Below are 13,570 nucleotides of genomic sequence, written 5' to 3' on the forward strand. Positions count from 1 at the left end.
ATTATTTTTAAATAATTTTTGTCGCTATACAAGTCGTTATGTCAATTTCAATACCACTCGTCTTTCGTATTGGGATTGCAAATATACGGCTGGATTATTCGTTTTTCCAAACATACTTTACTTTTATTTTACATTCTTTCCTTAAGTTATTGGTACAATGGAAAATATTTTTTGAAATGTTTAGATATGAGAACTGAGATATTAGATTTTTGACGAGAAAAGCTCTTTTTAAAAACTAAATTATAACGGGATAGATTTCTCGACAAGCTCGAAACGACAGGAAAATTAAACTTGTTAATTACTCAAGAATGCCTTTTAACTTCATAAAATGATTAGACGTTTTGCTTTTCTTACCAAAAAGAAAAGTAAAATGGATACTTTTGAGTTAACTATTCGGGAGGAATTGTCGCAAAGCGAGAATGAGTTATTCAGTATAGTTAATAATATAATGGATACGATGCTGATGACATCATAATTAAGTTTCTATAAAAAAGCTTTTTGATAAAATCGGAGTGACAGAATCAAAAAAAGGAGAACGCTTTATTCTCCTTTTGTATCTTATTAATGTGGACCGTTACCGTTTTTATCTTTTTCCAAATCGGTATTCCAAATTTTGATTTTATCTGTTTTTTTCAAGCCAGATTTTACTTGAACATTCACTCCGTCTGTAATTCCAAGAGTGATGTATTTCTTTTCGTATTTTGCATCTTGTCCTTTACCAGAAGTAAGAATCTCAACATATGGTTTTTGGTTTTCGTCGTAACGAACATGCGCTGATTTTACCAACAATACATTTTTTGCTTCCTGCGTTACAACCTCAGCATTTGCAGAATATCCCGCACGAATAAAGTTATCTGAATCTAATTGAACTGGTGCTTTAATCTCGAACTGAACTACTCCATTCGTTGCAACTCCTTGAGGCGAAATAAAATCAAGAATCGCTGTAAAAGTTTTGTTCGGAATTGCACCAATCGATACATTAATTTTCATTCCTTCTTTTAATTTACCAACCTCAGCTTCGTCAACTTTTCCTTGGAAAATCATTTTCTTAACATCAGCCATCGTAGCAATAGTAGTACCTGTAGAGAAATTATTAATCTCTTGCACCATATTCCCAACCTCAACAGGAATATCTAAAATCATTCCCGAAGTAGTTGCTGTAATACGTGTTGTTGCATAAGCTTCCAAACCGGGAGCAATACCTGTTTGCGCAACTTTGTAATCGTTTTCGGCAGCTTTTAATTGTTGTTGAGCTGACTTATATGTCGCATTTGCATTGTCATAATCTGCACGAGGCAAAACACCTTGATTATATAAAGTTGATGTTCGATTGAAATTACGACGTTCTTGATCGACCGTAATTTGAGCCGCTTGAATAGACTGACGAGCTGCATTTAACGACTGAACATTTGGAACAACTTTCAGTTCACAAATCAACTGACCACGCTCTACATATTGTCCTTCAGCAACATTAATCGATTTTATAACACCCGAAATATTTGGCTTAATTTCAATTGTTTCCAACGGTTTTAATTCACCAGTTGCAACAGCTTTCACCTCTATATTTCCCATAAAAGGCGTTGTCGTTTCATAAACTTCATTGTCTTGGCTATTCTTTTTACCGAAATATGCAATCACACCGATTACAGCACCGATAAAAACGACAATCATCAAAATCTTTAGAAATTTTTTCATTCTTCTATATCTGTTAAGTTTTAGTTATTCATCTCTCAAAGCATCAATAGGTTTGATTTGAATTGCACGTTGAGCAGGAATCAATCCCGCTAAAGTTGCCATAATCACCATCACTGCTAAAGCTGTAAAAAGTGTAAACAAATCGATTGACGCATTATATAAAGGTATGTTTTTATTTGATGGAATGATAATTTCGTTGAGAACCATTAGTAAAAGTGCTGCAAAAATAATTCCGCCTAAACCTGCAATTAATGTTAAAACTACTGATTCTAACAAAATTTGTCCTCGAATTTGAGCAGGAATTGCACCTAATGCTCTTCGAATTCCAAATTCTTTTGTTCGTTCTGAAACTGTAATCAATAAAATACTTGCAATCGCAATAACCCCGGAAAATAATGTCATTCCTCCTACAACAATCGCTAGGAACTGCATTCCTTTTACGAATTTCATAATCTTTCCAAGCATTTCACCTAAATTAAAACCACCAATTCCCTGGTCGTCATCTGGCGAAATATTTTTAATTTGTTTCAGATATGTTTTTAATTCTTTTTCGAATGCTACAATATCATAATTATTAGGTAAACTCAAACTTAAATATTGAATCGTTTCTCCTTGATTGTATATTTTTTGAAATGTTGTAAACGGAATAAACACTTGATCTTTACTCTCTACAGGCGAAGAAGGTGTGTCGTAAACGCCGACAATTGTATAATAACTATCGCTAATTCTGATTTCTTTCCCTAAAGGTTTCGGTTTATCACCAAAAAATTGTTCGGCAACTTCAATTCCAATTACACAAACTTTCGATTCAGTTTTGATATCATCTTCATTGATAAAACGACCTTGAATAATATCTTTCCCAAACATTCGGTTTTGATCTGGATAATCTCCATTAACCGTGTAAAAATTATATTTTGTTCCGTAAGTTAATATTGAATTTGGTTTCGAGTTTCGAGGAGCTAACAACGAAATTTGAGGAAAACGAGCCTGAATTTGACGAACATCACTCATTTTCAATTCAATTGTGCGACCTTTTTGAAATCCTTGATATGGCATCGATGTTGTCCCTCCCCAAACAAATAATGAATTGGTTGCGGCATTTGCCAAATTACGGTCAAAACCATTTTGCAAACCGCGTGTTACTCCTAACAATAATACAAATAAGAACATTCCCCATGCAACACCAATCATTGTCAAAATAGTGCGCAATTTATTTTTGCGAATCGCCGCGTAGACTTCGCTCCAAGCATCTGGATCAAAAACAAATTTTATAAAGTTCATTATTCGTCTCTTAAAGCATCAATAGGTTTAATACGTGCTGCATTCAAAGCTGGAATTAATCCAGAAACTGTTCCTGCAACAAATAAAATAATACAAGCCATTACCAACGAATTAGTTTCTACACCTGGATTATAAATAAAATATTCTTCTAAGCTATCTCCAATATTTTCTACAACAAGTGCCGCTAAAGCAATTCCTATTGCTCCGAAAATAATTGTAATCATAATTGCTTCTTGTAAAATCAGTCCCAAAACATTGGCTGGTGTTGCGCCTAAAGCTTTTCGAATACCAATTTCTTTGGTACGCTCTTTTACACTAAACACCATAATATTTCCGATACTTACGATTCCTGCAATCAAACTTCCTCCACCAATTACAAATACAATAATTGTCAGAATCAAGAAAAATTGATTGGTATCTTCCATTGCATCAGCCGCATTTCGCACCCAAATTCCACCATAATCAGAAGGTGCAACATTATGTCGACCTTTTATATTATATTCAATTGCATTTGCAAGTTTAGAAATGTCAGCCAAAGCCATTCCATCTTTTGGTGTTACAATAATCGATGATACTTTATCTGTAGCATAAATCGTTCTAAACGTTGTAAAAGGTGCATACAAAGCACGCTCGGCATTATCACCACCATCTTTACTTTCGAAAACACCAACCACTTGATACATACTTGAACCTAATTGCAAATACTTACCAATCGCAATCTGATTTGGAAAAAAATCTTGCGCAACCAATCGTCCAATAACAATTGATTTGGACTGATTCTCCATATCTTTTTTATTGATAAATCGACCAAGCGTTACATTTTCATTAATCATTGATTCATATTCTGGATAAACTCCAGTAATTGAATAACTTCCTGAATTAGCTTCATTTCTAATCGTATCACTTTTCGAAATTGTACTTACAATCGATTTTATTTCATCTGGAAAAGAATGTTTAATAAAATCAAAATCTTTTACATCCAATTCAATTGTACGTCCTTGTTTGAAACCATTGTAAGGTTCTGTTGTTGTACCTCCGTTAACGGTAATATTTAATGAATTTGCTTTGAAAAATTCTTGTTGAAACCCGTTCTGCAAACCATTTCCCAATCCATACAATGTAATAAACACAAAAAGCGCCAAAGCGATTGTCAAACCCGACAATGCTGTACGCAATTTATTACTTGCAATGGACGACCATATTTCGCTCCAACGGTCTGTATCAAACATATTTTATATTTAAGATTCTTTGATTTATGATTTACGAAGTTTGAGATTCGAAAATCATTAAACTCTTACTTGTTCTACTTTTTCGTCACTTACAATTACACCATCTTTAAGACGAACAATACGTTTACACATATTTGCAATATCATCTTCATGCGTCACCATTACAATTGTTTTACCTTCGTCATTAATTTCTTGAATCAGGTGCATTACTTCTTGCGAAGTCTTTGTATCCAGCGCTCCTGTAGGCTCATCCGCCAATAACAATTTTGGTTTTGCAGCCAATGCACGCGCAATTGCAACACGTTGTTTTTGTCCACCCGAAAGTTCATTTGGCATATGAGTAGCCCAAGGCTCCAACCCCACTCTTTCCAGATAACTAAGCGCTATTTTATTTCGATCCGATCGTTTTACTTTTTGATAATACAACGGTAACGCTACATTTTCTAATACATTTTTGAAACTAATTAAATTATAAGATTGAAAAATAAATCCTAAAAATTTGTTTCGATAATTAGCCGCTTTAGTTTCGTTTAACTTCTCAATTCTAACACCGTCCAATTCATAAATACCTGTATCATGCTCGTCCAACATTCCAATGATATTCAATAAAGTTGATTTCCCCGAACCCGAAGATCCCATAATCGCAACAAATTCGCCTTCCGTAATCTCAAGGTTAATTCCTTTGAGTACGTGAAGTTTGTTTTTTCCCATTATGTAGGATTTATTTAAATCTCGAATAGATATCATAGATTGTTGTAAATTTCAATAAAGATAACAGATAAGTCGAAATTATAAGAAAAATGTTACAAGCAAGTTTAAGATTTATCTTATAAATAGCGCTAAAATATTTTTCAAAATTAATTTTCAATAATTTTTGAAAGTATAGAAATTTATATATATTTGTGTAAATAATAATTGCAATGAAATTAGAAGAATCAAAAGAAAAATTTGTTCAAACTTGGGGAACTTTCGCTGTTAACTGGGGAATAAATCGTACTATGGCACAAGTTCATGCATTATTATTAACGTATAATGAACCTATTTCTACAGATCTAATTATGGAGGAATTACAAATTTCTCGCGGAAATGCAAATATGAATTTGCGTGCTTTGATGGATTGGGGAATTGTAAGAAAAGAATTGATAAAAGGAGAACGTAAAGAATATTTTGTTGCCGATAAAGATGTTTGGTATTTATTCAAACAAATTACAAAAGAACGCAGAAAGCGTGAAATAGAGCCGGTAATTGATTTTTTAGAATCATTAAAAAACATCGACGATCAATCTGATGATGCAAAAGAATTTGCAAAATTATTACAAGATTTATCTTCTGTTTCGACAAAAATCAATAATATAATGGACCTTGCTATCAAATCTGATGAGCATTGGTTGGTAGGAAAAATCACGAATTTGATAAAATAATCAATTCGTATTTTTTTGAATCACAAATTTCAAAAATTATTGAAAATTCAATATGTATAATATTATTTCGTATATCATTTATCTGATTATTACTTTCTACATCACCATTTTTATTGGTTGGAAAGTGTATAAAATTGGTTTTGTGTACTTGACAAACTTAATCGATAATCATTCTGTTTGTCAATCGATTAATAATCTTTTATTGATTGGATACTATTTGGTCAATTTAGGTTTTTCGGCAATAAGTTTACAAAACTGGGAACAAGTTGACTCCATTACCATCATGTTTTCTTCATTGTCCTACAAAATTGGATTTATATTATTAATCCTCGGAATATTACATTTTATTAATTTATCAATTATTTATATCGCAAGAAAAAGCAAAAAAATAAACACTTAAACACAGCAAATTATGACAAATTACAATCTAATTGCATATTTGGTTTACTTACCAGTGGCAATATTAATGACAATCGCAGTTTCTAACGTTTTATTCAAAAATGGAAAAATATTTATGTACGATATTTTCCATCAAAAAGAAGATATTGCAAGCGCAACAAATTCATTATTCAAAATTGGTTTTTATCTTTTGAATATCGGTTTTGCCATGCTAATTGTTTACATGACTTCTATCGCAACAACCGAAGATTTGATTGTAAAATTAAGTACAAAAATTGGTAGTTTCGCCATTTATTTAGGAATAATGTTGATGCTAAACCTTTTCTTATTTATGAAAGGCAGACGTAGATCTTTGCAACAACAATATTTAAGAAGTTTAGAATCTTAACAAGAAAACCTCCCAAAAGTTAACTTTTGGGAGGTTTTTATTTTAAACTGGATCAACATCAACATCAATTCGTACCGAACGAAAAGCTGCAATTGTATGCAATTGATCTATTTTTGCTTGAATTAAATCTTTTACTTTTTGAGGTGATTGATTTGGTCTAATTTTAATCATCACATCTGTAATATATAAATTATTGATTCTTCCAATCGAAGGCGTTTCTGGACCAAGTAAACATTTTGCATCAAAACTTGGTTTAAGCAAAACGACTAATTGAGCCGCCGTTTTATCCAAACGCTCTTTATTTTTATGCTTGAAACGCAACTTGATTAACCGTGAATAAGGAGGATACAAAAATTCTTTTCGCTCATACAAAATATCTTTCATCGTTGGTGCATAACTGTAGGTTGTGACATTTTGCAAAATCTGATGTTCTGGCTGAAAAGATTGAATCAATACTTTTCCTTGTTCTTGACGACGACCTGCACGACCAGAAACTTGCGTTAACAATTGAAACGCTTTTTCGTGCGCTCTAAAATCAGGAAAATTTAACAAAGAATCTGCTCGAATAACACCAACAAAATTAACATTTCCAAAATCAAAACCTTTTGTAATCATTTGCGTTCCAATTAAAATATCAATTTCTTTGTTCTCAAAATCTTCGATCAATTTTTCGTACGCAAATTTCCCTCGTATCGAATCGACATCCATTCTTCGAACTTTTGCTTCAGGAAAAATTGTTTGAACTTGCTGTTCTATCTGTTCTGTTCCCAAACCTTTTGTATTCAATTCGTACGAACCACAACTCGGGCAACGCAAAGGTTTTGCTTGTGCATAACCACAATAATGACATTTTAGTTGATTCGAGAATTTATGATATGTTAAACTGACATCACAATTTGGACATTCGGGCGTATGACCACACGTATTACATTCCATAATTGGCGCATATCCACGACGATTCTGAAATAAAATGACTTGCTTTTTTTGATGCAATTGATTGAAAATTTCATCACGAAGTGTATGCGAAATATCTTCTGTAATTTCTTTTTCCTTTTGCGCTTTTTTGAGGTCAATCAAATTAATTTCGGGCAATTTTATACTCCCAAAACGTTCAGTTAATTCGACATAACCATATTTTTTATTTTTCGCATTATAATAACTTTCAGCCGAAGGTGTCGCTGAACCTAATAAAACCTTCGCATTCATCATTCCTCCAAGCAACATCGCCATATCGCGCGCATGAAAAAATGGTTTTACATCCATTTGTTTATAAGAAGATTCGTGCTCTTCATCCACGATAATCATTCCTAAATTATCAAAAGGCAAATACAACGCTGTTCGTGGACCAATGATAATATCAAAATCGCCATTCAAGGTTTTCTGCCACAATTCTACACGTTCATTTTGATTGAATTTCGAATGATAAACTCCTACTCTTTCTCCAAAATGTTTTTTGATTCGATGAACAATTTGAGTTGTCACAGAAATTTCTGGTAATAAGTACAACACTTTATTTCCTTTCGCAATTACTTGTTCCATCAATTTTAGATAAATTTCTGTCTTTCCACTTGATGTTACACCATGTAATAAAACGGTTGATTTATCCTTAAAATCTTCTTTAATTTGATTTAAAGCTGCAATTTGTTTCAAGGTCAATTCAGCAATTTCAGCAACTTCTTTCTCATCTTCATCTACACGAGAAGTTTGATGTTGATAAATTTCAACTGCTCCTTTTTCTGCTAAAGATTTAAGTACAGCATTTGTCGCACCTTGTTTTATAAAATCTGCAACTTTTAGCGGTTTTTCTTGCGATTGCGTTTCTAACGTAATCAATTGCAACAAGGTTTCGCGCTGTTTTGGTGCTTTATTTAATTGATTTAAAATCTCGATAAAGGCAGTTTCATTTCCTTTTAAATCTGGATGTAATCGGACATAATTATCAATTTTTGGCGTATATTTTTCGTTCAGTTTTTCATCTAACCGAATAATTCCTTTATCAATTAATAATTTAAGTGTTGGAATTGCTGATTTCTCGTCTACAATTAAAGCTGCTTCTTCAACTGAAATGATTTCACGCAATTTCAACGCTTCAAAAACTAAGAATTCATAATCATTTAGCTCTTCAATTGTTTCATAATTTGGATTAATTAATCGAACAAAAGTTTGAGATTCTAATTTTAATGCAGAAGGAAAAGCATTTCGAAAAACATCGCCCAGTGAACACATATAATAATTCGCCATCCATTCCCAAAAATTAATTTGCGTTTGCGTCACCAAAGGTTCATCATCCAAAAAAGCATGAATCGCCTTTGTTTTGTATAATTCTGGCGCATTTTGATGAATAGAATGTACAATTCCTGTATATAATTTTTGCGTTCCGAAAGGCACGGAAACACGCTGACCAACTTTAATTTGCTGTAAATCAATTTCAGAAAGATGGTATGTAAATGTTCCATTTAATGAAAGTGGTAAAATAATTTCGGCAAAATAATTCGTTGTCATTTTATATGATTAAAAACGCAAGTTAAACATTTTTTTGTGTTAAGAATGAAGATTACAATTGCTTAAAATTTCACAAATTATTAATATTTCATTTTCAGATAGTTTGAAGAATTAATACTAATTTTAAGAGAATTCAAAAACTATCATTATGTTACATGCCATTTTAGATCAGATTTCGGAATCGGAAAAACCAATTATAAAAATCATTTTCAGAAATGATGATACGCGTGTTGTTGCTTTTGGACTAAAAAAAAGTTTGAAATTAATCGATCATCAATTACCTGTAAATGCAAAAATTTTAATGCTGAAAGGTGAAATAGAAATTGATTCAAAAATTGAGATTGTCAATTTAAAAGAATTTGACGAATATATTCTTCCTCCAAAAGTTATTCATCAAGTGACTTCCTTACAAGATTCGATGATGTTGGTTATTCTAAATTTTAATAAAAAAAGTTTTTAAAATATAGTTAAACTCTATTTATTTACACTATAAAAAACTTTATATTTATGATTATTAATTTATCAAAATATGAAACTACTTTTCTCATTAACTACTCTCCTTACCTTAGCCCTATCTTCTTGCAGTACAAGTATTAAACACGATCGATTATTTACTGGAACGATTGTGAGAGATTGTACAGGAACTTACATTCGTGTTGATGACAAAGAGGATTATTTGGTTTGTAACAATGAAATATTTTCAGACAAAAAAGAAGGTGAAACCGTGAGTGTTATTTATGATTTTGAAAAAACATGCAAAGAGTTAGAAAATAAAGCAACTTGTATGATGTATCATGAACATAAAGGCAAGATTAGAATCAAGAAAAATAATAATTAATCAAAAAATCCACTCAAATTGAGTGGATTTTTGCTTTATATAAAATACGATTATTTCGATTTTTTACGACGCTCTAATTCTTTTTCAATCAGCATCAATTCGCGTCCTGTTTGTCCTGCAACAGAAGTGTTTTCTTGTGCTCGACGAACCAAGTAAGGCATTACTTCTTTGATTGGCCCGTAAGGTAAATATTTTGCAATATTGTATCCTAAATGCGCCAAGTTGAATGAAATATTATCACTCATTCCAAATAATTGTCCAAACCAGAAATTTGGATTATTTTTCTCAATTCCGTTTTCGTTCATCAATTTGATTAACAATTCGCAACTTTCTTCGTTGTGCGAACCTGCGAATAAACCAAAACGCTCGTGATGAGAAGCAATAAATTCTAACGCTAGATTATAATCTCTATCCGAAGCTTCTTTGTTTGGTTGAATTGGAGATGGATAACCTTCGGCTTGCGCACGTGCACGCTCTTTCTCCATATATGCTCCACGCACAATTTTGAATCCTAAGAAATATCCTTCGCGCTCTGCTTTTGCATGCATTTCTTTCAAATAAGCCAAACGATCATGACGATACATTTGCAACGTATTCCAAACTAATGCACGTTTTGTGTTATATTTCACCATCATTTCGTCAGTCAAATCATCTGCAGAACCTTGCATCCAAGTTTCTTCTGCATCTACCATGATATTAACATCCAAATCATATCCTTTTTGACATACTGCCTCGAAACGTTGACGAATATTAGCCCAAGATTTTTCTTCTTCTGCAGTTAACGTTTGTTTCTTCCCTACTTTTTCAAATAATTCGATTCGACCAAATGCAGTTGGTTTAAATACTACAAATGGAATTGATTGATTAGATTTTGCTAAATCAACCAAGTGTAACATAACGTCACGAACTTCGTCAAATTGTTTTTCTTCTGTTAATCCTTCGATAGAATAATCTAAAATAGAACTTACGTGATATTTAAATAATTCATTTGCGACAACCACACCTTGTTCTGCCGTTTCTCCTCCTACAAATTGTTTGTAGATTGTTTCACGAATTACAGGTTTTACGAATGGGATATCTACCGCAAATGGTAAATTAAAAAACTTAGTTCCAAAACTTGTCAATGCGGGGCTTCCGATTAACTTGTATAAGTAATACGCTTTCTTTAAATCTTTATCTGATTTCGATTCGAAAGCAAACTGTGTATTGTCGAATAAAGACATGTGAGTTAACTATTTTTTGTGTTAATATAACGTTACAAATTTATAATTAAAACCTGATTAAACTAAAAAAACCTACAAGAAATTCTTGTAGGTTTTTGATATATTTTAAAGATTGCAAATAGTTGCCTATTCTTATCCTTTTTTAGCGTATTTGCTTCTGAATTTGTCGATACGTCCTGCAGTATCAACCAATTTAGTTTTACCTGTGTAAAATGGGTGAGATGTAGAAGAAATCTCCATTTTGATTAATGGGTACTCTACTCCGTCAACAACTAATGTATCTTTAGTATCAGCACAAGATTTTGTGATGAACACATCTTCGTTAGACATATCTTTGAATGCTACCAAACGGTAATTTGTTGGGTGGATATCTTTTTTCATTTTTTTAATCTTCTTTGTTAACTTTATTGGAGTGCAAAGATAATATTATTTACAGAATGTTACAATCAATTTTATTGAAAAAACATTTAAAACAATACATTAAGCAAATTTAATTTCGAGTGTAATGGGCTTCTTAAAATTAAACCTGCACTTCTTGTACACATTTTTCGTGGTGCAAATATAAACATTTTAGTAATTCGTACAAATATTTTTGGTGAATCTATTCATAAAAATCTATTTTTTATCTTTGTCCATCTACAATAAAACCTATTATTTGCTGTTTAAACTTATATAATGAATCATAATTTTATGAACGTAAAAACATTAATCGCCGGACTTGGTATTGCTTCTTTGATTGGTTTTCAATCTTGTCGCGATGATTTTGACTATGATCCAATTAGTTCTGAATTGCGCTTTAGCAAAGATACCGTTTCCGTAGATACCGTATATAATTTCTCTAAATCTGAAACCTATCTGCTTAAAATTTATAATCCTGAGAATGATGATCGCGTGATTCCAAAAATATATTTGACACGTGGAAATAATTCATTTTTCAATATAAATGTAGACGGAAAAGCAGGAACAAGTTTCGAAAATGTGCCGATTCGCAAAAAGGATAGTTTATTTATTTTTGTTGAAGTAAATGCTCAAGAAGCGCCTCTTAATCCGCTTTACGATGACGAAATTAACTTTAAAACAACCAATTCTTCTAAAAAAATCAAGTTACTTTCTTGGATAGAAAAAGCTAAAATTCATACAAAAGATGCTACAATTTCTTCTGCAAATTGGAATATGGACGAAGCCCAAGTAATTGACGGAAATTTAACTATTACAAGTGATTTAACAATTGATAAAGGTGCAAAAGTTTATTTCAAAAAAGGAGCAAGTTTAACAGTTGGAAACAATGCAAAACTTACTGTAAATGGAGCTTTGAATGAAGAAGTGAAATTTCGTTCAGCTCGTCATGATAATAAATACGATTCGATTCCTGATCAATGGAACAAAATCGAACTAGCTCCAAATAGTACATCAAAAATCAATTATGCAAAAATTATTGGTGCAGATACTGGTTTACACGTAAATAATTCGAAATTAGATATTAGTAATGCTAAAATTGTTAATAATCAATCGTATGGAATTTTAGCAACAAACGCTACAATTACAGGTTACAACTTGGTGATGAATAATAGTAATTTGGCAACTTTAGCAATAGAATATGGTGGTTCGTACGAATTTTATCATTCTACTTTTGCCAATTATTACAATTTTGCGACAAGTGCTGGTCCAGCTTATTCGCTTTTCTTGAGTAACGAAAACAATGATAAAAATGTTTCGGCTTTGACAAAAGCAACGTTCGGAAATTGTATTATATATAATGAACGCACGCCAAATGCTATTTTATTGGATAAAAAAGATGGTGCGGCTTTCAATTATTTATTTGACACCAATGTTATTCACAATGCGGATACTTCAGTATTAAATGTGACAACTGCGCCAAATTTCTTGGCAAGTATTACGTTAGATCCGATGTTTGAGAATACAAATTATTTCGCAAATAAATTAGCTGTGAAAAATGAATCACCTGCTAAAGGGAAAGGAAAAATATCTTTTGCGCAACAATATCCGTTAGATTATAACGGACAACCTCGAGGAACAACTCCTACAATTGGAGCATTTCAATAAAATAAATAAGGTCGAGTAAAACTCGACCTTATTTATTTATTATTTAACTGAACAGATACTTTTCCTTTAAAATCATCTCCTTTAAAATTGATTCTATAACTTTTATAAGATTCTAAATGAATAGATTCTTTTTTATTCATTTTTCCTTTCGAAGCACTACCTATTTGAGTTAATTCTTTTCCTGTATAATCTACAATCGAAAAATCCATTAAACCATTTTTTTGTTTCACTTCATAATCTAATTCAAGTTCTATATCTTGATTTGTTTTCAAGAAATAATAAACTTCTCCTTGCATTTGTGTAAAGTCCAAAACGATTTGATTATTATTTCGTCTAATCACTTTTGTTGCTGAATATGTTGTTCCTTCTGTTTTATAAATTCCATCAATACTCAAATATCTTGACGCATTCGTTGACACATTCGAAACAGTTGAAATTGTAATACAAGATTGCACCAACATCACTGCAAAACACAATAAAATAAATTTTCTCATAACATCATATCTTTACTATTAAGATGCATGTTTTAT

The 13,570-nt window shown here is 31.8% G+C and carries 14 protein-coding genes; 6 read left to right on the forward strand and 8 right to left on the reverse strand.

The annotated features are described in order from the left end of the window. Positions 1–561: 561 nt before the first annotated feature. From B3792_RS06725 to B3792_RS06740, 4 genes are read right to left on the reverse strand one after another with little or no spacing between them, the layout of a single operon-like run. Positions 562–1,695, reverse strand: coding sequence for an efflux RND transporter periplasmic adaptor subunit (locus B3792_RS06725; protein ID WP_219034695.1), 1,134 nt, complete (start codon positions 1,693–1,695; stop codon positions 562–564). 24 nt (positions 1,696–1,719) lie between these two features. Then, positions 1,720–2,976, reverse strand: a complete 1,257-nt coding sequence (locus B3792_RS06730) for an ABC transporter permease (protein ID WP_038335695.1) — start codon at positions 2,974–2,976, stop codon at positions 1,720–1,722. Then, positions 2,976–4,205: an ABC transporter permease gene (locus tag B3792_RS06735; RefSeq protein ID WP_038335694.1), complete on the reverse strand. Its 1,230-nt coding sequence runs from the start codon at positions 4,203–4,205 to the stop codon at positions 2,976–2,978. The genes B3792_RS06730 and B3792_RS06735 overlap by 1 nt, the downstream gene beginning before the upstream one ends. Before the next feature lie 57 nt (positions 4,206–4,262). Then, positions 4,263–4,952, reverse strand: coding sequence for an ABC transporter ATP-binding protein (locus B3792_RS06740; protein ID WP_038335693.1), 690 nt, complete (start codon positions 4,950–4,952; stop codon positions 4,263–4,265). Positions 4,953–5,125: 173 nt separating this feature from the next. On the opposite strand from B3792_RS06740, the gene B3792_RS06745 reads away from it, so the two are divergent. The 3 genes from B3792_RS06745 to B3792_RS06755 are packed head-to-tail and all read left to right on the forward strand — an operon-like array spanning position 5,126 to position 6,413. Beyond that, the gene (locus tag B3792_RS06745) at positions 5,126–5,626 is read left to right on the forward strand and encodes a GbsR/MarR family transcriptional regulator (RefSeq protein WP_291047547.1); all 501 of its coding nucleotides are present in this window, start codon (positions 5,126–5,128) and stop codon (positions 5,624–5,626) included. A 52-nt stretch (positions 5,627–5,678) separates the two neighbouring features. Continuing rightward, the gene (locus B3792_RS06750) at positions 5,679–6,026 is read left to right on the forward strand and encodes a hypothetical protein (RefSeq protein WP_115001203.1); all 348 of its coding nucleotides are present in this window, start codon (positions 5,679–5,681) and stop codon (positions 6,024–6,026) included. Between the two features lie 12 nt (positions 6,027–6,038). Then, positions 6,039–6,413, forward strand: coding sequence for a hypothetical protein (locus tag B3792_RS06755; protein ID WP_125349102.1), 375 nt, complete (start codon positions 6,039–6,041; stop codon positions 6,411–6,413). Between the two features lie 42 nt (positions 6,414–6,455). Here B3792_RS06755 and priA read toward each other — a convergent pair whose 3' ends face one another. Then, positions 6,456–8,915, reverse strand: a complete 2,460-nt coding sequence (gene priA, locus B3792_RS06760) for a replication restart helicase PriA (RefSeq protein WP_291069201.1) — start codon at positions 8,913–8,915, stop codon at positions 6,456–6,458. Positions 8,916–9,063: 148 nt separating this feature from the next. On the opposite strand from priA, the gene B3792_RS06765 reads away from it, so the two are divergent. Together B3792_RS06765 and B3792_RS06770 are read left to right on the forward strand one after the other, a co-directional pair. Then, positions 9,064–9,375: a hypothetical protein gene (locus tag B3792_RS06765; protein ID WP_115001209.1), complete on the forward strand. Its 312-nt coding sequence runs from the start codon at positions 9,064–9,066 to the stop codon at positions 9,373–9,375. 69 nt (positions 9,376–9,444) lie between these two features. Continuing rightward, entirely contained in the window at positions 9,445–9,753 is a 309-nt protein-coding gene (locus B3792_RS06770) for a hypothetical protein (protein WP_115001211.1), read from the forward strand. Between the two features lie 50 nt (positions 9,754–9,803). Here B3792_RS06770 and B3792_RS06775 read toward each other — a convergent pair whose 3' ends face one another. Then, entirely contained in the window at positions 9,804–10,976 is a 1,173-nt protein-coding gene (locus B3792_RS06775) for a proline dehydrogenase family protein (RefSeq protein WP_115001213.1), read from the reverse strand. A 132-nt stretch (positions 10,977–11,108) separates the two neighbouring features. After that, complete coding sequence (locus B3792_RS06780; RefSeq protein WP_038335685.1) at positions 11,109–11,357, reverse strand: type B 50S ribosomal protein L31; 249 nt, start codon at positions 11,355–11,357, stop codon at positions 11,109–11,111. Positions 11,358–11,651: 294 nt separating this feature from the next. On the opposite strand from B3792_RS06780, the gene B3792_RS06785 reads away from it, so the two are divergent. Beyond that, positions 11,652–13,040, forward strand: a complete 1,389-nt coding sequence (locus B3792_RS06785; RefSeq protein WP_257468169.1) for a hypothetical protein — start codon at positions 11,652–11,654, stop codon at positions 13,038–13,040. A gap of 32 nt (positions 13,041–13,072) precedes the next feature. Here B3792_RS06785 and B3792_RS06790 read toward each other — a convergent pair whose 3' ends face one another. Next, positions 13,073–13,534: a hypothetical protein gene (locus B3792_RS06790; RefSeq protein ID WP_219034692.1), complete on the reverse strand. Its 462-nt coding sequence runs from the start codon at positions 13,532–13,534 to the stop codon at positions 13,073–13,075. Between the last annotated feature and the right edge of the window lie 36 nt (positions 13,535–13,570).

This window comes from Empedobacter sp. UBA5924 (genome assembly GCF_002431085.1).
In the GTDB taxonomy this organism is placed as follows: Bacteria; Bacteroidota; Bacteroidia; order Flavobacteriales; family Weeksellaceae; genus Empedobacter; species Empedobacter falsenii_B.

What these genes read in the sequence shown, in the direction of transcription:
- B3792_RS06785 (WP_257468169.1), top strand. Translation starts at nt 11,652, where the DNA reads ATGAATCATAATTTTATGAACGTAAAAACATTAATCGCCGGACTTGGT.
- B3792_RS06765 (WP_115001209.1), top strand. Translation starts at nt 9,064, where the DNA reads ATGTTACATGCCATTTTAGATCAGATTTCGGAATCGGAAAAACCAATT.
- B3792_RS06745 (WP_291047547.1), top strand. Translation starts at nt 5,126, where the DNA reads ATGAAATTAGAAGAATCAAAAGAAAAATTTGTTCAAACTTGGGGAACT.
- B3792_RS06775 (WP_115001213.1), bottom strand. Translation starts at nt 10,976, where the DNA reads ATGTCTTTATTCGACAATACACAGTTTGCTTTCGAATCGAAATCAGAT.
- B3792_RS06735 (WP_038335694.1), bottom strand. Translation starts at nt 4,205, where the DNA reads ATGTTTGATACAGACCGTTGGAGCGAAATATGGTCGTCCATTGCAAGT.
- B3792_RS06755 (WP_125349102.1), top strand. Translation starts at nt 6,039, where the DNA reads ATGACAAATTACAATCTAATTGCATATTTGGTTTACTTACCAGTGGCA.
- priA (WP_291069201.1), bottom strand. Translation starts at nt 8,915, where the DNA reads ATGACAACGAATTATTTTGCCGAAATTATTTTACCACTTTCATTAAAT.
- B3792_RS06780 (WP_038335685.1), bottom strand. Translation starts at nt 11,357, where the DNA reads ATGAAAAAAGATATCCACCCAACAAATTACCGTTTGGTAGCATTCAAA.
- B3792_RS06770 (WP_115001211.1), top strand. Translation starts at nt 9,445, where the DNA reads ATGAAACTACTTTTCTCATTAACTACTCTCCTTACCTTAGCCCTATCT.
- B3792_RS06790 (WP_219034692.1), bottom strand. Translation starts at nt 13,534, where the DNA reads ATGAGAAAATTTATTTTATTGTGTTTTGCAGTGATGTTGGTGCAATCT.
- B3792_RS06725 (WP_219034695.1), bottom strand. Translation starts at nt 1,695, where the DNA reads ATGAAAAAATTTCTAAAGATTTTGATGATTGTCGTTTTTATCGGTGCT.
- B3792_RS06730 (WP_038335695.1), bottom strand. Translation starts at nt 2,976, where the DNA reads ATGAACTTTATAAAATTTGTTTTTGATCCAGATGCTTGGAGCGAAGTC.
- B3792_RS06750 (WP_115001203.1), top strand. Translation starts at nt 5,679, where the DNA reads ATGTATAATATTATTTCGTATATCATTTATCTGATTATTACTTTCTAC.
- B3792_RS06740 (WP_038335693.1), bottom strand. Translation starts at nt 4,952, where the DNA reads ATGATATCTATTCGAGATTTAAATAAATCCTACATAATGGGAAAAAAC.